At 62.3% G+C, this 22,551-nt stretch carries 14 protein-coding genes and 2 tRNA genes; 4 read left to right on the forward strand and 12 right to left on the reverse strand.

Annotated features, from left to right (window positions below; genetic code table 11):
• Window positions 1-197 precede the first annotated feature (197 nt).
• Complete coding sequence (thrS, locus tag DW037_RS04600) at window positions 198-1,961, reverse strand: threonine--tRNA ligase (RefSeq protein ID WP_118372914.1); 1,764 nt, start codon at window positions 1,959-1,961, stop codon at window positions 198-200.
• A gap of 229 nt (window positions 1,962-2,190) precedes the next feature.
• Window positions 2,191-2,622: a zinc ribbon domain-containing protein gene (locus tag DW037_RS04605; protein ID WP_118288965.1), complete on the reverse strand. Its 432-nt coding sequence runs from the start codon at window positions 2,620-2,622 to the stop codon at window positions 2,191-2,193.
• A 786-nt stretch (window positions 2,623-3,408) separates the two neighbouring features.
• On the opposite strand from DW037_RS04605, the gene DW037_RS04610 reads away from it, so the two are divergent.
• The 4 genes from DW037_RS04610 (at window position 3,409) to DW037_RS04625 (ending at window position 8,197) form a co-directional block, all read left to right on the forward strand.
• A complete protein-coding gene (locus DW037_RS04610) occupies window positions 3,409-4,872 on the forward strand; it encodes an NAD(P)/FAD-dependent oxidoreductase (RefSeq protein ID WP_117716001.1) in 1,464 nt (487 codons plus the stop codon).
• 76 nt (window positions 4,873-4,948) lie between these two features.
• Entirely contained in the window at window positions 4,949-6,238 is a 1,290-nt protein-coding gene (locus DW037_RS04615) for an NAD(P)/FAD-dependent oxidoreductase (RefSeq protein WP_255413690.1), read from the forward strand.
• Between the two features lie 4 nt (window positions 6,239-6,242).
• On the forward strand, window positions 6,243-6,641 hold the full coding sequence (locus tag DW037_RS04620) for a DUF1667 domain-containing protein (protein WP_117629442.1): 399 nt from the start codon (window positions 6,243-6,245) through the stop codon (window positions 6,639-6,641).
• A 467-nt stretch (window positions 6,642-7,108) separates the two neighbouring features.
• Entirely contained in the window at window positions 7,109-8,197 is a 1,089-nt protein-coding gene (locus DW037_RS04625; RefSeq protein WP_117629441.1) for a Xaa-Pro peptidase family protein, read from the forward strand.
• 349 nt (window positions 8,198-8,546) lie between these two features.
• Here DW037_RS04625 and DW037_RS04630 read toward each other — a convergent pair whose 3' ends face one another.
• The 10 genes from DW037_RS04630 to DW037_RS10605 form a co-directional block, all read right to left on the reverse strand.
• A complete protein-coding gene (locus DW037_RS04630) occupies window positions 8,547-9,890 on the reverse strand; it encodes a folylpolyglutamate synthase/dihydrofolate synthase family protein (RefSeq protein WP_117629440.1) in 1,344 nt (447 codons plus the stop codon).
• 280 nt (window positions 9,891-10,170) lie between these two features.
• Window positions 10,171-12,867 carry a valine--tRNA ligase gene (locus DW037_RS04635; protein WP_117629439.1) on the reverse strand — a complete coding sequence of 899 codons (2,697 nt, stop codon included), beginning with the start codon at window positions 12,865-12,867 and terminating at the stop codon, window positions 10,171-10,173.
• Between the two features lie 284 nt (window positions 12,868-13,151).
• Window positions 13,152-14,558 (reverse strand): ATP-dependent Clp protease ATP-binding subunit ClpX, encoded by a 1,407-nt coding sequence (gene clpX / locus DW037_RS04640; protein WP_117629438.1) that lies wholly within the window; start codon window positions 14,556-14,558, stop codon window positions 13,152-13,154.
• Window position 14,559: 1 nt separating this feature from the next.
• Window positions 14,560-15,180: an ATP-dependent Clp protease proteolytic subunit gene (locus DW037_RS04645; RefSeq protein WP_022095182.1), complete on the reverse strand. Its 621-nt coding sequence runs from the start codon at window positions 15,178-15,180 to the stop codon at window positions 14,560-14,562.
• 163 nt (window positions 15,181-15,343) lie between these two features.
• Window positions 15,344-16,645, reverse strand: coding sequence for a trigger factor (gene tig / locus DW037_RS04650; RefSeq protein ID WP_233505673.1), 1,302 nt, complete (start codon window positions 16,643-16,645; stop codon window positions 15,344-15,346).
• An 88-nt stretch (window positions 16,646-16,733) separates the two neighbouring features.
• A tRNA-Leu gene (locus DW037_RS04655) sits at window positions 16,734-16,817 on the reverse strand.
• A gap of 140 nt (window positions 16,818-16,957) precedes the next feature.
• Window positions 16,958-19,789 (reverse strand): molybdopterin cofactor-binding domain-containing protein, encoded by a 2,832-nt coding sequence (locus tag DW037_RS04660; protein ID WP_117629437.1) that lies wholly within the window; start codon window positions 19,787-19,789, stop codon window positions 16,958-16,960.
• The gene (locus DW037_RS04665) at window positions 19,789-20,691 is read right to left on the reverse strand and encodes a xanthine dehydrogenase family protein subunit M (protein ID WP_199408869.1); all 903 of its coding nucleotides are present in this window, start codon (window positions 20,689-20,691) and stop codon (window positions 19,789-19,791) included. Before DW037_RS04665 ends, DW037_RS04660 begins: the two co-directional genes overlap by 1 nt.
• A gap of 132 nt (window positions 20,692-20,823) precedes the next feature.
• Entirely contained in the window at window positions 20,824-22,179 is a 1,356-nt protein-coding gene (gdhA, locus tag DW037_RS04670) for an NADP-specific glutamate dehydrogenase (RefSeq protein ID WP_117629435.1), read from the reverse strand.
• Between the two features lie 263 nt (window positions 22,180-22,442).
• A tRNA-Sec gene (locus DW037_RS10605) sits at window positions 22,443-22,539 on the reverse strand.
• Between the last annotated feature and the right edge of the window lie 12 nt (window positions 22,540-22,551).

Raw genomic sequence — 22,551 nt, forward strand, 5'->3', positions numbered from 1 at the left:
AAACGCGGGGTCCGTTCAGGCTGTTGCGTTGAGATTGAAAATCAACCACAGACACATCTCCATACGCCTCTACAAAAACCTGTACCTTTTTGCACAACAAAAAAGCCGCCCTAACCAGCGGCTTTTCTTCTATAGACAACAAAAAAGGCGACCGCCCGCGAGGACGATCGCCTTTGTTAATTCTTGTATGGTTTGTGCTAGGCGCGAGTCTTGATCTCCTCAGTCACCTTCGCAACGAACTCGTCAACGCTCATCGGGACGGTCTCGTTGGAGCGATCGCGGACGGAAATGTTGCCGGCCTCGACCTCCTTCTCGCCCAGGATAAGCATGTAGGGCACGCGGTCGATGCTGCGGGCCTCGCGGATCTTGTAGCCGATCTTCTCGTCGCGGTCGTCGCAGACCACGCGAATGCCGGCCTCCTCCAGCTTGGCGCACACCTCGTGGGCGTAGTCGCGGCTCTTCTCAGAGACGGGAAGTGCCTTGACCTGCACGGGGGCCAGCCAGGTGGGGAACTTGCCCGCAAAGTGCTCGATCAGAATACCGATGAAGCGCTCGATGGAGCCAAAGCACACGCGGTGCAGCATGATGGGGCGCTTCTTGGTTCCGTCGGCGTCCACGTACTCCAGGTCAAAGTTGAGCGGCATCTGGAAGTCAAGCTGCACGGTACCGCACTGCCAGGTACGGCCGAGCGAGTCCTCCAAGTGGAAGTCGATCTTGGGGCCGTAGAAGGCGCCGTCACCCTCGTTGACCTCGTAGTCCATGCCCAGCTTCTCCAGAGCAGTGCGCAGGCCCTCCTCGGCGCGAGCCCAGTCCTCGTCCGAACCCATGGAGTCCTCGGGGCGGGTGGAAAGCTCAACGTGGTACTTAAAGCCAAACTTCTGGTACACGGAGTCGATGAGGTTGACCACGCCCACGATCTCATCGGTCAGCTGGTCGGGGCGCACAAACAGGTGGGCATCGTCCTGGTTAAAGCAGCGCACGCGGAACAGGCCGTGCAGGGCGCCGCGCAGCTCGTGGCGGTGCACCAGGCCAATCTCGCCGGCGCGGATGGGCAGCTCACGGTAGGAGTGAGGCTTGGAGGCGTACACCAGCACGCCGCCCGGGCAGTTCATGGGCTTAATGCAGTACTCTTCGTCGTCGATGACGGTGGAGTACATATTGTCCTTGTAGTGGTCCCAGTGGCCCGAGGTCTTCCACAGCTGCTTGTTCATGATGAGCGGCGTGGAGATCTCCACGTAGCCGGCCTTGTGGTGAATCTCACGCCAGTAGTCCAGCAGCGTATTCTTAAGGATCATGCCGTTGGGCAGGAAGAACGGGAAGCCGGGAGCCTCATCGCGCATCATAAAGAGGTCCATCTCGCGGCCGATCTTGCGGTGGTCGCGCTTCTTGGCCTCCTCCAGCATGTGCATGTGCTCGTCGAGCTCTTCCTTGGTGGCAAAGGCGACGCCGTTGATGCGGGTGAGCATCTTGTTGTCCTTGTCGCCCTTCCAGTAGGCGCCCGAGACGCCGGTGAGCTTAAAGGCCTTTAGGGCCTTGGTGTAGCAGATGTGGGGGCCGACGCACATGTCGATGTAGTCGCCCTGCTGGTAGAAGGTGATGCGGGCGTCGTCGTCCAGGTCGCCGATGTGCTCGACCTTGTACTTCTCGCCGCGCTCCTCCATAAGGGCGATGGCCTCGGCGCGGGGCTTCTCGTACACGGAGAACTTGAGGTTCTCCTTGACGATTTTCTTCATCTCGGCCTCGATCGCGGGGAAGTCGTCCTCGCTGATCTTGACGCCCTCGGGCAGGTCGACGTCGTAGTAGAAGCCGTTGTCGGTCGCGGGGCCGTAGGCAAAGTCGGCCTCGGGGTACAGGCGCTTGATGGCCTGCGCCATGATGTGCGCGGCGGAGTGGCGGATGACGTGCGTGACCTCGTCCTGCGGGAGCTCGGCCACCGAACCGTCATTGTAGAGTGCCTTCATGGGTATGTTTTCTCCTCTCGGATGCCTGATGCAAGTGCGTGCGATGCGCTCGGCGTTTTAACTTGCATCATTATAGGCAGGTTGCCTTGGTATACAAGCGCCCGCCGCACCTTAATGGCACGGCGGGCGATTTTCTACGCATGCTTCATCGTGTGGGGGCGGGTTGCGCGTGTGGCTTGCGCGGGACGCGCGGTGCCCGTGGCTTGCGGCCGGCCCGGCGATGGATGCGTTACTGAATGCGAGTTCGGCAGTAGGGGCAGACCTTCCAGTGCGCATCGAGCGGGCGATGGCAGCTGGGGCATACGTTGCGAACCTGGGTATCGCACACCGGGCAGACGACAAAGTCCTTCTCGATGGGCGCGCCGCACTGCGGGCAGGTGCCGTACTGGGCAAGCTGGCGCTCGCGCAGCGCCATGTCCAGCTCCTGCTCCTCGCGGTCGGACGCGTAGGAGTGCGGGCGCAGGACCAGGTAGGCAATGAGGCCCACAAACGGGATGAGGGCGATGATGCCCCATGCCACGTAGGCGCTGGCGCCGCGGCGGCGAGCGTCGATGAACACATAGACGACCGACAGCACATACAGGGCGACGATAAAGCCAACGAAGGCATAGACGACGCCCATAAGCTGCGGCGACATGAGCTCGGAGATGTACTTGGACATTACGGGTACCTTTCGGAATATTAACAGTCCGGTCAAGTTTACCACGGGGTTTGTTTATATGGGACCACGGCTAGGGGCGGGGCTGGTGCGGACACAAACATCTCAATCTGTAACAGGCAGGAGTGGAATCCGGGTCTAGATGTTACAGAACGAGACACAGGGGTCCCTCCCCGACTTCAATCTCGACCTGTAACAGTTACTCGGCAAAATCGGGTCCAAATGTTACAGATCGAGACAAAACATCCCCTCGCTGGCTTCAATCTCGATCTGTAACAACTGAGGCCGAATTTCCTCTCTTACTGTTACAGATCGAGACCTTCAAAATCCGTCGGAAGGTTTGTCTCAATCTGTAACATCTAGAACCCAAATCCTCAGCTAACTGTTACAGATCGAGACAAAGAAAACCGTCCGCACCGAATGTCTCAATCTGTAACAGTTACTCGGCAAATACAGTCCCAGATGTTACAGATTGAGACAAACCATTCTCTCCCCAACTTAAATCTCGAACTGTAACATCTGGAACCCAAAAACAGTTCTTACTGTTACAGATCGAGAAGAACGTGCGCCTGTGGACTCAACATCTCAATCTGTAACAGGTAACGGCGCAGACCGCGAGGTTGGGCGGGAAGATCTCGCGTTCTAACGTGGCCGGCATCCGTGCTGAGCCGGCCCACGCCTGCCGTTGGCGGATGCAGTGGGGCTGTTCGCCGCATTGCCGCTGCACTGGGGGTCTGCAGACCGTAGCATAGTCCTATTGACAGCCTGTCAACTTGTCTGGGAGGCACTGTGACAGAAACGTTTGATATCGCGGTTGTGGGCGCGGGCATCACCGGGTGTGCCATTGCGCGGCAACTCGCGCGCTATGACCTGACCATTTGCGTGGTCGAGGCGGCCAACGATGTCGCCCTGGGCGCATCGAAGGCCAACGGCGGCCTGGTACACGCCGGCTACGATCCGGCGCCGGGCACCGTAAAGGCGCAGGTCAACGCCCGCGGCTGCGAGCTATATGGCACGTGGGCCCAGGAGCTTGGATTTTTGTTCCGCCGCACCGGGTCGATGGTGCTGGGGTTTAACGACGAAGACCGCGCACACCTGGAGAAGCTGCGCCAGAATGGCGTGGCCAACGGCGTGCCCGAACTGTCGATTATCGGCCCCGAGCGCATCCGCGAGCTGGAACCACGCGCGAGTGCCGAGGCGACGTGCGCGCTGTGGTGTCCCTCCACTGGCTTTGTGGATCCGTTTGAGGTCGCCATCGCTGCGCTGGAGAACGCCGTGGCCAACGGCGTGACGTTTATTCGGTCGGCTCCGGTGGAAGCAATTGAGGTTGCCGGCGGCGAGGCTACCGACGGGGCTGCGCACTTTACGCTGGTGACGCCTGTCGGCGATGTGCGCTGCCGCTATCTGATCAACGCCGCGGGCAACGGTGCAGCGGACATCTCGCATATGGCGGGCGCCGAGGAGTTCCAGATGGTCTGGCGCCAGGGCAACATCGTGGTGCTGGACAAGGAGCCGCGCGCGCTCATGCCGCTCTACCCCGTGCCCACGCCAGTGTCCAAGGGCGTAATCGTCACGGGCACGGTCCACGGCAACACCGTGATCACCGCGACGGCTGCCGTGCGCGAGCCGGGCGACACGCAGACCTACGCAAGCGATGTGAACGCGCTGCTGACGGGAGCACGCAAGCTGGTGCCCGATCTGGACACGCGTCGCGTGGTACGCGCATTTGCCGGCGGGCGTCCGGTCATCAAGGGAACAAACGACTTCTTTATTGGGCAGTCCGCCGTGGTGCCAGGCCTGTTCCAGGCGGCGGGCATTCAGTCGCCAGGCGTGGCGAGCGCGCCGGCCATTGCCGAGCGCATGGAGCACGTGATGCGCGAGGCGGGCGTTGCTTTGCGCGAACGGGCCGATTGGGATCCGATTCGACACGCGCCGGACGACTTCGACCGTGCGCCGCTTGCACGCAAGGAGGAGCTCATTGAGTCCGACCCCGCATGGGGGCAGATCGTCTGCCGCTGCGAGACGGTGCCCGAGGCCGAGATCGTGGCCGCGATTCGACGCCGCCCGGGTGCGGTTTCGGTCGAGGGCGTCAAGCGGCGCTGCCGTGCGGGCATGGGTCGGTGCCAGAGCGGCTTTTGCCAGAGCCGCGTGGTTGCGATCCTTGCCCGCGAGCTGGGCTGCGACCCCAGCGAAGTGCTGTTGGAGGATGCCGGATCTTGGCTGGTCGAGGGACCGCTAAAGGGGGTGCGCTAGGATGGCGACGTTTGATATGCGCGACGAACGCGCGGAGACCGGAACCGCAGCGCCAGTGTCGACGTAGACCTTCGACGTGGTCGTCATCGGAGGCGGCCCCGCCGGTATGGCAGCCGCGCTTGCCGCGCACAAGGCCGGCGCGCACGTGGCCATCGTGGAGCGCGAGCAGCATCTGGGCGGCATCCTGCGACAGTGCATTCACCCGGGCTTTGGACTGTCGCACTTTAAGCAGGAACTCACCGGTCCCGAGTACGCGCATCGCTTTATCGACCAGGTGCGCGCGACCAACATTGCGCTGTTCTTGGACAGCATGGTGATAGGGGTTGATTCGGGCGAGTCCGCGGAAGACGCCGCGGTCCACACCGTCACGCTCATGAGCCCCACCGGTATGCTGCAGCTCATCGGGCGCGCGGTCGTCCTTGCCATGGGTTGCCGCGAGCGCACGCGCAGCGAGATCAAGATCCCCGGCAGCCGACCCGCCGGCGTGTTTACGGCCGGCCTAGCGCAGCGATACATCAATATCGAGAACCTCAAACCCGGCTCGCGCGCCGTCATTTTGGGCTCGGGCGACATCGGGCTGATCATGGCGCGCCGCTGCACGCTCGAGGGGATTTCCGTCGAGGGTGTGTACGAGCTCATGCCGTACGCCAACGGCCTGCGTCGCAATGTTAAGAACTGCCTGGAAGACTTTGGCATTCCACTGCATCTGTCTACCACGGTCACGCGTGTGATCGGGCACGATCGTGTGGAGGCCGTCGAGGTGAGTCAGGTCGACGAGCACCTAGCACCCATTCCGGGGACCGAGCGTGTTGTTCCGTGCGACACGCTACTGCTTTCGGTGGGCCTGATTCCCGAAAACGAGCTTTCGGTTGCCGCGGGTGTGGAGCTGGACCCACGTACGCGCGGTGCCGTGGTGGACCAGAGCCTGCAGACGGGCGTGCCGGGCATATTTGCCTGCGGCAACGTGCTGCACGTGCACGACCTGGCCGACAACGTGACGACCGAGTCCGAACGTGCCGGTGCGGCTGCGGCGGCGTGGGCGTTGGGGGCTGTCGGCACCGCGGCGGGAGTGGCGGGCGCGGGCTGCCAGCTCACGGTCTCCCCCGCTGGCATCGCAGGCTACGCACTGCCGGGACGCATCACGGCCGTGTCACTCACTAAGCTCAACTTCCGCGTACGTCGGCCGGTCGATGCTGCCCGCGTGCGCATTCTGGCAGGCGACGAGGAGCTGTTTGCAGGCAAGGTCCGCCCGTTTAAACCGAGCGTAATGGAGAGCTTCCCACTACCGGCAAAGGTAATTCAGCGCGCACTCGACCTGGGCGTTAGCGAGATAGTCCTGTCCGTCGACCCCGTTGAGGAGGCGTAGAGTCATGAGCACAAACGCGATTGAAACGCTGCAGTTCAACTGCACCACCTGCCCCTCCGAGTGCCTCCTGACCGTGGAGGTCGAGCGCAGCGCAGACGGCGCCGTGGTAGAGGTACGCTCCGTAACCGGCAACAGCTGCCCGCGCGGTGATAAGTTTGCACATCAGGAGCTCACCTGTCCCATGCGCGTGCTCACCACCACCGTTGCCGTATCCGGCGGCGACGAGGCGCTGCTGCCCGTGCGCACGGCCGAAGCCATCCCGCTGGCACTCCATGCCCAGGCGATGGACCTCATCCGCGGCGTGGTCGTCGAGGCCCCCATCCGCATGGGCGACGTCGTTCTGGAAGACCCCCTCAACACGGGCATCGACCTCATCGCCAGCATGGACATCGACCCAGCCTAAGCAGCTAATTTGGGACGGGGCTCTTTTAGCTACCCCGCCATCCACCCCGCCCCTCCTCAATTGCGGTGAAATAGTTCCTGATTTCCGCCAAAACCCCGGCATCCAGGAACTATTCCACCGCAACTTGCCTTGGGATCGATATTTAGATTGTGCCTACTTTAGTGCCATTTCAAAACTATGCCGGATTACGGGGCTGATTCGGAGACCCCCATCCATACCGGCATTTTTCGATTTTTGATAAGCCGTCTACCTGCGGTTTTAATTTCGCGATTTTTCCCATGGTCAAGTAATACAGGTCCAGCCCCGTAATCCGCCATAGTTTTGAAAGCAGCTAATTTGGGACGACCCTCTTATGACTACTTTTACCTATCATTCCGCATGTTTGATGCAGCTAAAATAGCCCCGTCCCAAATTGACTACGCCGGCATTGGGGATACCATGGTGGCAACCTAGCGAAAGGACGATGTATGGCACATGTCGATGACCAGCGTGTGGCGCGCGTGCTCGATGCGCTCGAGGCTCAGCACCCCGGCGCGCAGCTGCTCGTAAACGACCCGTGGTCGATCTATTACCTGACCGGCTTTTATGCCGATATGTTCGAGCGTTTTTGCGGCGTGCTGCTCGCACGCGATGCCGAGCCGGTAATCTTGATTAACGCCCTGCATCAGCTGCCCGAGTACGACAATGCCCGCGTGGCCTACCACAACGACACCGACGTCGTGACCGACGCCATCGCGAGTGAGATCGACCCAGCCAAGCCGCTTGGCGTCGACACTGTCATGCGTTCCGGCTTTTTGATGCCGCTCATAGAGCACCACGCCGCAAGCGAGTTTTTCCTGGGTGACTTTGCCGTCACCGCCGCGCGCACCTACAAGGATGCCGCCGAGCAGGAGCTTATGCGCGTGTCCTCGGCCGCCAACGACGCCGTGATGGCCGATGCCATCAAACTCGTCCACGAGGGCGTGACGGAGCGCGAAATCGCCGACCAGATGCTCGGCCTGTACCGCAAGCACGGCTGCGAGGGCTTTAGCTTTCCGCCCATCGTGAGCTTTGGCGCCAACGCCGGCGACCCGCATCACGAACCCGACGATACCGTGCTCAAGCATGGCGACGTGGTGCTGTTCGACATTGGCGGACGCCGTCACAACTACTGCTCGGACATGACACGCACGTTCTTTTGGGGCCAGCCGGACGAGGAGACCGCGCACGTCTACGACATCGTGCGCCGCGCCAACGAGGCCGCCGAGGCGCTCATCACGCCGGGCGTTCGTATGTGCGACTTGGACCGCGCCGCACGCGACGTGATTGAGGATGCGGGCTATGGGCAGTACTTTACGCACCGTCTGGGTCACTCAATCGGTCTGCAAGACCACGAGCCGGGCGATGTCTCGCTCGCCAACGAGCAGGTCGTAGAGCCGGGCATGACGTTCTCTATCGAACCGGGTATATACCTCCCCGGTCACACCGGCGTCCGCATCGAGGACCTAGCCCTGGTGACCGAGAACGGCGTCGAGATTCTCAACGCCTACCCCCACGATCCGGTCCGCTTAGACTAGGCAATGCGGCAAAGGGGCTGTCCCTTTGCCGCATCACATGAATGCCGCCACAAAAACGGCCTATCTACTACGTTTAGCCCGCGTGGGTCGACCATACCCGTGTTTTCGCAAAACTGGCAAGCCCTTTACCTGCGGTTTTGATTTCGCAATTCTCGGTATGGTCGAGGGTTACCGGTCAAACGTAGTAAATAGGCCCATTTCGTGGCGAGCAAGTCAACTCGAGGCGCAGGGCAGCCAAAAAAGCCCCGTCCCAAATTGACTGCTTTTGAGTTGCGGTGATATACGGACCGTTTGAGGCTTCTGGCTTGTAAAACAGTCCGTATTTCACCGCAACTGATGAGGGGATGGGTTAACGGAGCAGCCCCGCTACTTCGCCGGCTAGGGTGATGGTACCGGCTGCTACGAAAGGCTCGCCCGCGGCATCGAAAGCCGCGAGGGCCTCGGATACACTGGGGTACACGCCCGCGAGCTTGTCGGCGTCCACCAGGGAGGCGAGCTCCTCTGCCGGCAGGGCGCGATCGGAATCGGTCTGGGTCACGACCACGCGGGGGAATGCCGGAACCAGAACGTCAACGATACCCGCCACGTCCTTATCGGCCAGCGCGGCACACAGCAGCGTGGGGCGGTTCTCCACGCACGGATCGATCTCGTCCAGCGCGCTCACAAAGTTCTCGCAGCTCTGGGGATTATGACAGGCGTCAATCAACTTAAGCGGATCGGTTCCCAGCACATCAAAGCGACCCGGTGTGGGGCAACCCATAAGCGACTCATCCAGCGCATCGTGGTCGAGCTCACGACCCAGATACCCCTCGCAAAGCATAATCGCGCACGCGGCATTCTGCGGCTGATAGGCCGGCTTGACCATGCTCGACGTATAAATCGCACGCGGCGTGGTGCAGCTAAACTCAACCGTGTCGCCCACATGCGCCGGCACTTTAGTCGTGGCGTGACTCACCACGAGCGGCACCACACCGCATTCACGGCAACGGGCATCCATCACGCGCTGAACGCTCGCCTCATGCGTACCCTCGCCCAAAACAACCAGGCGCCCAGGCTTAATAACCGCAGCCTTCTCCCCCGCGATGGCCTCGAGCGTATCGCCCAGGACCTTCGTATGGTCGAGTCCAATGCCCGTAATGGCGACGGCCACGGGATCGGTCGCACTCGTAGCATCCCAGCGTCCGCCCATGCCAACCTCAAGCACGGCAACATCCACCGCAGCCTCGGCAAACACTACAAGCGCGGCGGCCGTCAACAGATCAAACGGCGTGATGGTATAGGCGCGCTCCCCCGCCGCCACACGACGGGCATTCACGCGATGCCCCGCCTCGACGGCGGCAGAAACGCCACGAGCAAAGGCCTCATCGCTCACGACGCGCCCATCGACCTCCATGCGCTCGGGATAGCGCACCAGCTGCGGCGACGTATACAGCGCGGTCTTGAGCCCCTCGCCGCGAAGAATAGCAGCCGAAAAACGCGTAGTCGAAGTCTTGCCATTAGTACCGGCAACCTGAATGCAATCAAAGTACTCGTCCGGACGCCCCAGCTCATCGAGCATATCGACAACCGTCTCGAGCAGAGGACCAGCATCCCCAGAAATCCGCCCCGTATCAGCAGCCAGCCCAACAGCCTCATCAAACGAAAGCAACTCAAACGAGAAAGGAACGACATACGACCCAGAACGCTTAGCCATAACCCAAAGTCCCCCATAACAGAAAAAGAGGCCCACCAAAAAGAATGAGCCCCTCGCGTTGACAATATCAGCCTCTATCCGCTTGCAGCGAGATCAAGGCCACAACCAAGTGGCCCTAACACGCCAGATGCAAACAACCACGTAACCGCACTAGGAGCGGCCCGACGCTTTGCTCGCCGCAAGTTCCGCACGCAAAGGACAGCACTTAATGTGCTGTCCGTCTTGCGCAGGACTGTCCGCAGTAGCGAGCAATGCCCCAAACCGCGTCCCCCAGTACCGCTTACGAGAAGTCAGCAACCTGCGAGGTCAGCGCCGCCAGGATCTCCTTGAGCTCAGCTGCACGGTCCCTCTTCTTTTGGACCACCGCGGGCGCGGCCTTGGCCACAAAGCCCTCGTTGGACAGCGTCTTCTCGCAGCCGGCAAGCTCCTTCTGGGCCGCGGCGATCTCCTTCTCCAGGCGTGCCTTCTCGGCCGAAAGATCGACCTTGCCCTCGAGCACCACAAAGACCTCGACGCCGCTATCGACCACGGCAATGCTCGCAGCCGGCTTCTCGACGTCGGTACCCATGACCAGCGAGGCAGTGTTTGCCAGCGGCTCAATCGTGGAGCGCAAGCTCTCGAGCTTCTCGATGTCCTCGGCACCGGCGCGCACGACCACGTCGAGCTCGGCCTTGGGGCTCAAGCGATAACGCGAACGCGTGGCGCGGGCGGCAGACACGACGGTACGGCACAGCTCAAACGCGCGCTCGGCGTCCTCGTCAACATACTTGGCGTAGTCGGCGGGCTCGGGCCACTTGGCGATCATGAGCGCCTCGGCGCGGTCCACGTTGCCCTCGGCGTCCAGATCGAGCACGCTCGCCGGCATGTTGTCCCAGATCTCCTCGGTCACGAACGGCATGAGCGGGTGCATCAGGCGAATGGACGTGTCAAGCACAAAGATCAGGTTGCGCTGCGCCTGCAGACGGCCCTCGCCCTTCAGGCGAGCCTTGGTGACCTCGACGTACCAGTCACAGACCTCGTTCCAGAAGAACTGCTGCACGCCGCGCGCCATGTCGCCAAAGGTGTACTTCTCAATACCCTCGGTGACCATCTTCACGGCCTTGGCCAGGCGGCTGAACATCCAGGCGTCGGCCGGCGTCTCAACGACGGGCTCGCCGGGCGTGTAGCCCTCCATGTTCATAAGCAGGAAGCGGCTGGCGTTCCAGATCTTGGTCACAAAGCTCTTGGCCTGCTCGGTGCGCGGGCTGTCGATGAGCTTCTTGGTCTTCTTATCGATGTTCGCGTCGAACTTGACGTCCTGGTTGTTAGTGCACAGCGTGAGCAGGTTGTAACGCATGGCGTCAGCACCGTACATACCGATGAGGTCCATGGGGTCAACGCCGTTGCCCTTGGACTTGGACATGCGGCTGCCGTCCTTGGCAAGGATCGTCGGGTAGATGACGACGTCCTTAAACGGCACCTCATCCAGGAAGTACAGCGAGCTCATGACCATGCGGGCGACCCACAGCGCGATGATGTCGCGCGCGGTGACCAGCGCCGTCGTGGGGTGATGCCCCTCGAGCAGCTCCGGCTTTTGCGGCCAGCCCTGCGTGGCGAAGGTCCACAGCTGCGAGCTGAACCAGGTGTCCAGCACGTTCTCGTCCTGATGCACGTGATGACCGCCGCACTTGGGGCACACGTCGGTGTCCTCGGTGAGGGCGTCCTCCCAGCCGCAGTCCTCGCAGTAGAACACGGGGATGCGGTGGCCCCACCACAGCTGGCGGCTGATGCACCAGTCCTTGAGGTTCTCCATCCAGGTGGTGTAGGTCTGCGTCCAGCGCGCGGGGTGGAAGGTGACCTTGCCGGAGTTGACGGCGTCGAGCGCCGGCCCCTTGAGCTTATCGACGGCCACGAACCACTGCTCGGACAGCCACGGCTCCAGTGCGGAGTCGCAACGGTAGCAGTGCATGACGGAGTGGTCGAGCTCTTCGACGTGGTCGAGCAGGCCGTGCTCGTCGAACCACTTGATGACGGCCTCGCGGCACTCGTCGCGGTTCATGCCGGTGAACTCGCCGTAGCCCTCGACGACCACCGCGTGCTCGTCGAAGATGTTGATCTGCGGCAGGTCGTGGGCCTGACCCATGGCGTAGTCGTTGGGGTCGTGGGCCGGGGTGACCTTGACGAAGCCGGAGCCAAAGTTGGCGTCGACATGCCAATCCTCAAAGATGGGAATCTCGCGGTTGACGATCGGCAGCATGACGGTCTTGCCCACAAAGGCGGCCTTCTCGGGGTCCTTCGGGGAGACGGCAACGCCCGTGTCGCCGAGCATGGTCTCGGGACGGGTGGTAGCGACGACGATGTAGTCCTGGCCGTTGACCGGCTCGGTCAGCGGGTAGCGCAGGTGCCACAGATGGCCCTTCTCGTCCTTGTACTCAGCCTCGTCGTCCGAGATAGCGGTAGTGCAGTTGGGGCACCAGTTGACGATGCGCTTGCCGCGGTAGATCAGGCCGTCGTGGTACCAGTCGCAGAAGACCTTACGCACGGCCTGGGCATAGTCCTCGTCCATGGTGAAGCGCTCGTTGTCGAAGTCGACGGAGCAGCCCATGCGCTTAATCTGCTCGACGATGATGCCGCCGTACTCGTGAGTCCAGTCCCAGCAGGCGTCGACGAACTTGTCGCGGCCGATCTCCAAGCGGCTGATGCCCTCGCTCTTGAGCTTCTTATCGACCTTGGTCTGCGTAGCGATACCGGCGTGGTCGGTGCCCAGCACCCAGCGCGTGGACTTGCCGCGCATGCGGGCCATACGGATGATGGCGTCCTGGATGGAGTCGTCGGTGGCGTGACCCATGTGGAGCTTGCCGGTCACGTTGGGAGGCGGAATGGTGACGGTGCAGTCGCCCACGCCCTCGCGGCGCTTGTAGTAGCCGCCGTCGAGCCACTTCTGCAGGATCGCCGGCTCGTTGGTCGACGGATCGTAGTTCTTGGGCATCTCTTCCATATATCTCTCCCTGTCCCGCCGGCGTGTCCACCTGCTTGGTTTTCGCTCGGTCAGGTCCTGGCTCGCACGAAGAGCACATTAAGTGCTCTTCGGCTCGTGCGGAATCTACGAAAACCAAGCAGGCGGACGCGCCTTAGGTATCGATTACTTCAGTCTGATATGACTTCGCTGAGGCTTAACCAAACACACAGAATAACACAGGTAGTTGGGTGTTTTGCGTATATATAAAATAGCCTCCGACCGCGGATGGTCGGAGGCTATTTGCAAGCACGTTTTTGGCAGGTTTACCCGTAGATGCGTTGGGGCTGTTCTTCGCCCTTAACCGCCGCTTCGGTCACGATGACCTTGGCGACACCCTCCTCGCTGGGGAGGTCGAACATCGTCTGCTGAAGCACGTCCTCGCAGATGGAACGCAGGCCGCGGGCGCCGGTCTTGCGGGCGAGCGCCATACGGGCGATCTCGTGAAGGGCCGCGGCCTCAAACTCAAGCTCAACGTCCTCGAGCTGGAACATCTTGCGGTACTGACGCACCACGGCGTTCTTGGGCTCGGTCAGAATCGACACCAGGTCGTCCTCGTCGAGCGCCTGCGTCTGGGTGACAACGGGCGTACGGCCCACGAACTCGGGGATCATGCCAAAGGCGTTGAGGTCCTGCGGGAGCACCTGACGCAGCAGGTCGTTCTCGTCGACCGAGGTGGGGCCGGCGATCTCGGAGTTAAAGCCCACGCCCTTGTTGCCCACGCGGTCGGCGATGATCTTGTCCAGACCCACAAAGGCACCGCCGCAGATAAACAGGATGTTAGTCGTGTCGATCTGCAGCAGCTCCTGCTGGGGATGCTTGCGGCCACCGGTAGGCGGAACGCTGGCCACCGTGCCCTCAAGAATCTTAAGCAGCGCCTGCTGCACACCCTCGCCCGAGACATCGCGGGTAATGGAGAGGTTCTCGGCCTTGCGGGCAATCTTGTCAATCTCGTCCACGTAGATAATGCCCACCTGAGCGCGCTCAATGTCGCCATCGGCAGCATTGATGAGCTTGAGCAGGATGTTCTCCACGTCCTCGCCAACGTAACCAGCCTCGGTGAGCGCGGTGGCATCGGCGATGGCAAACGGCACCTCGAGGATGCGCGCGAGCGTCTGGGCCAACAGGGTCTTGCCGGTACCGGTGGGACCGAGCAGCAGGATGTTGGACTTGGCGAGCTCCACCTCGTCCATGTCATCGTCAAGCTGCGAGTCCAAACCGTCGTCAAAGGCCGAAAGCGCAGCACCGCCCTCGATCACGCGACGATAGTGGTTGTACACGGCAACCGACATGGCGCGCTTGGCGTCCTCTTGGCCCATGACATAAGCCGAAAGCTCGTCATAGATCTCGTGCGGCGTCGGCACGTGCGTGATGACCTGGCGGTCGTCCTCGAGCTCAAAGCCCTCGGTCTCGGGGTCCACAGCGGGCTGCCCGGCAGCCTGGCCGTGGTCATTGAGGAAGCCCGGCAGCTTGCCATTGCGGGCAGCGTCCATAAAGTCCGAAGCCAGCGACTCCTCCAGAATCTCGGAGCAGGCGGCGACGCACTCGTCACAGATAAAGATGTTGGTCGGGCCCTTTACGAGGCGTCGGACCTGGCCCTGCTCTTTTCCGCAGAAGGAGCAGCGGATGGGGTTGCCGTTCTCGTCAAAGTTGTCCTGCATGTTTCCTGCCATCCTAGGCGTCCTTCGCGGCGAGATCGCGAGAGGTGACGATACGGTCAATCAGGCCGTAGTCGAGGGCCTCGGCAGCGGTCAGGTAGTTGTCGCGCTCGGTATCGGCCTGGACCTTCTCGATGGGCTGGCCCGAGGCATCGGACAGGATCTGGTTGAGCTCGCGACGGGTCTTCTTGATCTCCTCGGCAACGATCTCGATCTCGGTCTGCTGGCCCTGGGCACCGCCGCTGGGCTGGTGAATCATGACCTTGGAGTGCGGCAGGCAGAAGCGCTTGCCCTTGGCGCCAGCCGAAAGCAGCACGGCGGCCATGGACGCAGCCATACCGACGCAGATGGTGGAGACCTGCGGCTTGATAAAGTTCATGGTGTCAAGAATCGCCAGGCCGGAGTAAACCTCGCCGCCGGGCGAATTGATGTAGAGCGAGATATCCTTCTCGGCATCCTGGCTCTCAAGATGCAGTAGCTGGGCAACGACCAGGTTGGCGCTGACGGAGTTGATCTCCTCGCCCAAGAAGATGATGCGATCGTTGAGCAGGCGCGAATAGATATCGTAGCTGCGCTCGCCGCGCGGCGTCTGCTCGATAACGTATGGCACGAGGGCGGAATCGAACTTAGCGATCATACGCATCTCCATTTCTCTCTTGCGGACCAAATTGGTTCTAGATAAACGTACGGTGCCCGCATGCTATGCATTGGCTGGCACCGTACGAAGCAACCGGATAACCGGCTTATAACTTTACCCCATCACGGGCGCATGCATGCGCTCGTGGACAAGGTGGCGAGAATTACTCGGCGTCCTTGGCGGTCTCGTCGACCTCGGTCACCTTGGCGTTCTCGACCAGGTGATCGACGGCCTTGGAGCGACGGATGGACTCACGGACGGCAGGCATGCGGCCATCGGCGATGAACTCGGCCTTGGAAGCCTCGACGTCCTTGACGCCGGCCTTCTCGAACTCGGCGTTGATGTCGTCCTCGGTGACCTCAATCTTGAGCTCACGGGCGAGGGCGTCCAGAGCCAGGGACTCACGGGCAACGTCGTTGGCCTGCTTATGCAGGTCGCCGATGAACTGCTCCATGGTCAGGCCGGAAGCGGGCAGCCAGGTGTCCAGCGTCATGCCGCGGGCAGCGAGGTTGGACAGGAAGTTCTGGCCAAGCTCCTCAAAGACGGACTGCTCGTAGTCGGCGTCCATCTCGTCGAGCTGCAGACGCTCGGCGAGAGCGGAGACGCAACGGTTCTCCTTCTCGGCCGGCAGGCGGGAAGCCTTGTCCTGCTCGATCTCGATCTTGATGGCGTCGCGCATGGCGTCGATGCTGTCGAAGCCGAAGTCGGACTTGACAAGCTCGTCGGTGAGCTCGGGGGTGTTGCGGACCTTGATGCCCTTGACGGTGACCTCGACGGTGTGGGTCTCGGCCTCCTCGCCCTCCTCGACCTCGTCGGTCCAGGTGACGGTCTTGACGTCGTCAACGTTAGCGCCGATCAGGGCCTCGTTGAACTCCTTGGGGTTGCTGTCGCTACCGGCGATGAGCATGCGACCCTCGGCGGCAAAGTTGTCGGCGTTCTCGACGGCCTTGAGGTCGACGGTCACATAGTCGTCAGCCTCGACGGCGCGACCCTCGACGTCCTCGAAGGTGGCACGGTAGTTGAGGAGCATCTCGACCTGGTTGTTGATCTCGGACTCGGTGACCTCCGCAGGGGGCATCTCGATCTCGACAGCGTCGAAGGAGGAGAGCTCAGCAGCAGGACGCAGAGAGAACTCGACGGTGTAGGTGTAGTCCTCGTGATCCTTGGCGAGGTCGAGCTCCTTGTAGTCACCGTTCTTGGTGGGGACGATGTCCAGCTCGTTGAGGACGGCGGGCTCGTTGGCGGCGATCAGGTCGTTGGTGGCCTGAGCGAGGGTAGCCTCGGCGCCAAGAGCGGAGTCGATGACCGGACGGGGAGCCTTACCGGCACGGAAGCCCGGGAAGCGGTACTTCTTGGCGGTGTCCTTGTAGGCCTTCTTGATCGCGGCGTCGACGTCGGCGGCCGGGATGGTGACCGTAGCGGTGAGCTTGGCGTCCTTGACGTCAGAAGCGGTGATGTTCAACACGTTCCTCCTCATACTGCCCAGCTTATCTGAGGTGCTGGTACCTTTATGCAACAAAGTGTCGCGACGGCCAGAGCCGACGCAGATGCGTTGGTGCGGGCGAAAGGACTCGAACCTTCACGGGAATCCCACCAGAACCTAAATCTGGCGCGTCTACCAATTCCGCCACGCCCGCATGAGCGCACAGACTAGGAATGATAGCAGATACGAACGACAAGCGCACGCACACCTTTTACAGGCTCACGACCTCACCACGAGTGCAAAAGGCGGGGCGAGTTGTCCCGTCCCGCCAACTACGACTTGTTAGATGACCCGCTACTCCCCCAGCAGAGCCTTCTCCGGTGTGATGGGCAGCGAGCGCACCTGGTGGCCGGTGGCGTGTGCGACGGCCGAGGCCACGGCGGCGAGCGGCGTGTTGATGACGACCTCGCCGATCGACTTGGCGCCAAACGGACCCGTCGGCTCGTAGCTCGGCTCAAAGGCCACGCGAATGCTGCCGATATCCAGGCGCGTGGGCAGCTTGTAGCTCATAAAGTTGCCGGTGCGCAGGCGGCCACGGTCGTCGTGCTCGACGATCTCGTAGAGCGCATGACCGATACCCTGGGCAATGCCGCCCTCGGCCTGGACGCGCGCGAGCGCCTCGTTGATCACGGTGCCGCAGTCGACGGCCGCCGCGTAGTCCACCACGGTCACCTTGCCGGTGGCCTTGTCGACCTCGACCTCGGCAATGCCGGCCATAAACGGCGGGGGCGAAACGGGCAGGCAGGCAGAGGCGTGCGAGGTCAGCGCGTCGCCGCCCGCGATGTTCTTGACGCATAGGTTGGCAAATTCGCGCAGCGTGAGGTAGCGGTTCTGCTCACGAGCGGCACGCTCGTCGGACAGGCGCACGTACTGGCCGTCGAAGACCACGTCGGCGGCGTCAACGTCCCACATCTGAGCGGCCTTGGCGCAAATCTTCTCGCGCAGCTCGGTCGCGGCGTTCTTGGCGGCAAGGCCCGTCACGTAGGTACCAGAGCTCGCGTACGAGCCGGCGTCGAACGGCGACACGTCGGTGTCCACGCCGCGCACCACGATCAGCGAGCTCTCCACGCCCAGCTCCTCGGCGGCAATCTGCGCCAGGATCGTGTCGACGCCCATGCCGTTATCGGTGGCGCCGGTGCCGATGGTAATGAAGCCGTCCTCTTCCAGGCGCATGTCGATGCCGGCGATGTCCACGTTGGAAATGCCCGAGCCCTGCATGGTGAGCGCGCAGCCCAGGGCGCGCACGCGGTCGCCCAGATCGACGGCCAGCGGCTTATCGCGCCAACCGATCATATCCATCGCGCGCAGCAGGCAGCGGTCGAGCGCGCAGGCGTTGAGCCTCTCGTTGTAGTACTGCGGCATGATCTCGCCCTCGCGCACGATGTTCTTAAGGCGCAGGTCGGCGGGGTCCATGTGCAGCATGTCGGCGAGCTCGTTGACGGCGCTCTCCACGGCAAACTGGCCCTGGGTGGCACCGTAGCCACGATACGCACCGCCACGGTTGGTATTGGTGTAGACGGCGTCCCAGCTAAAGCGGCTCGCCTTCACGTGGTTGTAGATGGGCAGGCTCTTGTGGCCCGAAAGGCCGATCGTCGTGGTGGCGTGCTCGCCATAGGCGCCGGCGTTGGACAGCGTGTGCAGGTCGATGGCCGTGATGGTGCCGTCGTTCATGGCGCCCAGCTTAACGGTCATCTGCATCTGGTGGCGCGAGTTGCCCGCAGTGATGGTCTCCTCACGGGTGTAGCAGCAGTAGCTCGGACGGCCGGTCTGCTGCGTCACAAACGCAACGAAGATCTCGCAGCAGCCCGTCTGCTTGGAGCCAAAGCCACCGCCGATGCGCGGCTTAATGACCTGCACCTGCGACTGCGGAATGTCGAGCGACTGCGCGACCATGCGGCGCACGTGGAAGGGCACCTGCGTAGAGGTGGTCACCGAGATGCGTCCGAATGCGTCAGTCGTCGCGAAGGCACGGAAGGTCTCCATGGGCGCGGTCTGCGTGGCCTGGCTGGTGTAGGTGCGCTCAAAGACGATGTCGCTCTGGGCGAAGGCCTCGTCAAGGTCGCCAAAATCGCTGGTACCGCTGCACACCAGGTTGCGCGGGACATCGCCGCCCTGCGGGAACATAAAGGTCACGTCGCCCTCGGGGTGGACCACGATGTCGTTATCGAGCGCCTGGGTAAAGTCGAGCAGGGGCTCGAGCACCTCGTAGTCGACCTTGATGAGCTTGAGCGCCTTGTCTGCGGCCTCCTCGGTCTCGGCGGCGACGATCGCCACCTCTTCGTTTTGGTAACGGACGAGGTTCTCGAGGATCAAGCGGTCGTAGGGACTCGGCTGCGGATAGCTCTGACCGGCGATGGTAAAGCGGCGCTTGGGCACGTCCTCATAGGTGTAGACTCCCACGACGCCCGGCACCTTCAGGGCGCGAGACGTGTCGATGGAGCAGATCTTGGCGCGGGCATACGGGCTGCGCTTGAGCTTAACGATGAGCGCGCCGGCGGGCACCATATCGCCCGTGTAGACGGGACGGCCCTCGAGCAGGGCCTTCGAGTCCTTCTTAGGCTGCTTATGGGTGATCTGCTTGTACGAGACACCGTCGCAGCTAGTGTCGTTGACCGGCAGCTCGGGCATCTCAAAGCCCACCTGCACGCCGGACTCGTTAAGGAAGCGGACGATGGCGCGCAGCTGGCTCTCGTAGCCGCTGCAGCGGCAGAGGTTGCCGGCCAGCTGGCGCGAGAGCTCCTCGCGCGTGGCGACGAGGCTCGGGTCCTCCTTGGCGGCGCGGGCGAGCGCCAGCACGTTCATGATGAGGCCGGGGGCGCAAAAACCGCACTGCTCAGCGCCTTCGGCAGCCATCGCACGGGCGAGCGCCTCAGACTCGGCCTTGAGGCCCTCGAGCGTGGTGACCGAGCGGCCCTCAACACGGGCGGCGGGAACCGAGCAGCTCAGCACCGGGTCGCCATCGAGCCACACCGTGCACAGGCCGCAGTTGGTGGTCTCGCAGGCACAGCGCACCGACGCGCAGCCCTGCTCGCGCAGCAGCGCAAAGAGCATGGTGTCGGGGGCAATCTGAACCTTGACTTTGCGGCCGTTGAGCGTAAAGGAAAGATCGATGAGTTTGGCAGCCATTAGCGCACCTCGCTAGAATCGACGCCGGGCACGCGGCGGCAGGAATACTCGTCCGTGGCGTGCTTGGGAATCTGCACGCCCTCGAGCTCGCGGGCAAGCGCGGCCGAAAGCTCGATGCCGGCGGCGCGGCGCACGGCCTGAATCGCCAGCGGGGCCGAGATGCGGCGGCGGTACTCGGCCGAGCCCCACATGTTGGTGCCATAGCTCAGCGCGCGCACGGACGCGGCCAGGGCGCGCAGCTCGTCCTCGGAAGGCTGTTCGCTCTCGAGGCCGCATGCCTCGCCCTGCAGCAGGGTCGCACGCAGCGGGCGGGCACCCACGGTGACATGCCAGCTGTTATCCCACCAGGCGGCGGTAACGTTTAGAGAGGGGAAGTCGGTCGCGGCCTTGCGCACGGCCTCGTAGCTCGCGCGGTAATCGTGCTTAACGACCACGACGCGCTCGATCACGTCGCGCACATAGCCCATGTTCACAAACTCGGCGAGCGGCACGCGGCCGGCGCCCGTCAGCTCAACATAGGAATCGAGCGCGAGGAAGGCGGAAAGCACGTCCGAAAAACCAAAGCGGCCGTAGATGCTGCCACCCACCGTGGCGGTATTGCGAAGCTGCACGCCCACGATGTCGTGAACGGCAAACTCAAATACGTTGTTGACGAGCGCGTTGAGCTCGGCATGGCACTCGAGCTGGCGCAGGGTGCACATGGCACCGATGCGAAACTCGGTCTCGGTCTCCTCGATCTGATCGAGTCCGCAGGCCGAAAGGTCAATCGCCGTCGCCACGCGACGCGATCCCAGGCGCATCCAGATGCCGCCGCCCACAATCTTGTTGTTGCGGTTCTTCTGCAAGAGCTCATAGGCTTCGGCCGCGTTTCCAACACGGACGTAGGTACCGAACTTGAGCACGTTCTCCCCCATCTCTTCACTTGTCCAGTACCTCTTAGTGTACCAAACGAGGACGCACGACCCTCGCCGCCACAGAAAAAGGCCCCCAGCCGAAATAGCTGGGAGCCTCATCAATGCTATGTCGAGCTGAATCTAGCAGACACCCTGGGCGAGCATGGCGTCGGCGACCTTCAGGAAGCCGGCGATGTTGGCGCCCATGACAAAGTTGCCCTCCTCGCCGTACTCCTTGGCGGTGTCGTCCACGTTGTGGAACATGCCGCGCATGAGCTGTTCGAGCTTGCCGTCGACCTCCTCGAAGGTCCAGGACAGGTGCTCGGCGTTCTGGCTCATCTCCAGGCCGGACACGAGCACGCCGCCGGCGTTGGCAGCCTTACCGGGCATAAAGACGACGCCGTTCTCCTGGAAGTAGGTCGTGGCCTCGATGGTCGTGGGCATGTTCGCGCCCTCGCCGACCACCTTGCAGCCGTTGGCGACGAGCGCCTGGGCGTCCTCAAGCAGCAGCGTGTTCTCGCGAGCGCAGGGCAGCGCGATGTCGCAGGGAAGCTGCCACACGCCGCGGCCGTCGCCCTCGTGCCACACGGCATTGGGCTTCTCGTCGACGTACATAGCGAGCGTAACGCCCTTGTCGTGGCCGGAGCGCTTCTTGTTGTAGACGTGCTCGAGCACGGTGTAGTCGATGCCGTCGGGATCCTCGACCCAGCCGTGGGTGTCGGAGCAGGCCAGCACCTTGCCGCCGAGCTGGGAGACCTTCTGGACGGCATAGATAGCAACGTTGCCGGAACCGTGAACGACGACGTTCTTGCCCCCGAAGGACTCGCCGCGGCTCTTGAGGTACTCGTCCACAAAGTAGACCAGGCCGTAGCCGGTGGCCTCGGTACGGGCGAGCGAGCCGCCAAAGGAGAGGCCCTTGCCGGTGAGGACGCCGGTCCACTCGTTGGTCAGGCGCTTGTACTGACCGAACATGTAGGCAACCTCGCGGCCGCCAACGCCCAGGTCGCCGGCGGGAACGTCGGTGTTGGGGCCGATGTGGCGGTAGAGCTCGGTCATGAAGGACTGGCAGAAGTGCATGATCTCGTTGTTGGACTTGCCCTTGGGGTCAAAGTCGGAGCCGCCCTTGCCGCCGCCCATGGGAAGGGTGGTCAGGCTGTTCTTAAGAATCTGCTCCAGACCCAGGAACTTGAGCATACCCAGGGTGACCGTCGGGTTAAAGCGCAGGCCGCCCTTGTAGGGCCCAATGGCAGAGTTGAACTCGACGCGGTAACCGCGGTTGACCTGGACCTTGCCCTGGTCGTCGACCCAGGGAACACGGAACATAACGATGCGCTCGGGCTCGACGAGGCGCTCCAGTAGGGCGGCCTCCTCGTACTCGGGATGGGCGTCGAGCGCCGGCTGGATGGTGCCGAGGATCTCGGTCGCGGCCTGGATGAACTCAGGCTGCTCGGGATAGCGGGCCTTGAGCTCGTCGAGAACTTTCTGCGTGTAGCTCATGCTTCCTCCAATTGATGGAAAAGAAAGGTGTCGTTCGCGGCGCCCCATGCGCCGTGAGCTTTATCGAGTATGGATAATATCGCACTGTTGCTACAAAGTTACGAATAAGGCAACGAGCGGATGTTTCATTTTGATTACGATGCAGGTAGATAGCTTTTTGACCGCCTGACGAGCAAATCGCGTGTTTCGAAGCTGTTTCCCGCACGTTTCGAAACCACCACAAAGGGGACAGGCACCTTTGTGGTGGTTTTGGCGAGATGCGTTGGCGGGAACGGATGTGAATCGAACACATCCAAGACGTTTTGCACGCCTCACAACGGTTTTGAAGACCGCGGGGCCCACCGGAGCCCATCCGCTCCCAAACGTGGCGGT

Origin of the sequence: Collinsella sp. AF39-11AT, from assembly GCF_003474585.1 — a bacterium.
Classification (GTDB): Bacteria; Actinomycetota; Coriobacteriia; order Coriobacteriales; family Coriobacteriaceae; genus Collinsella.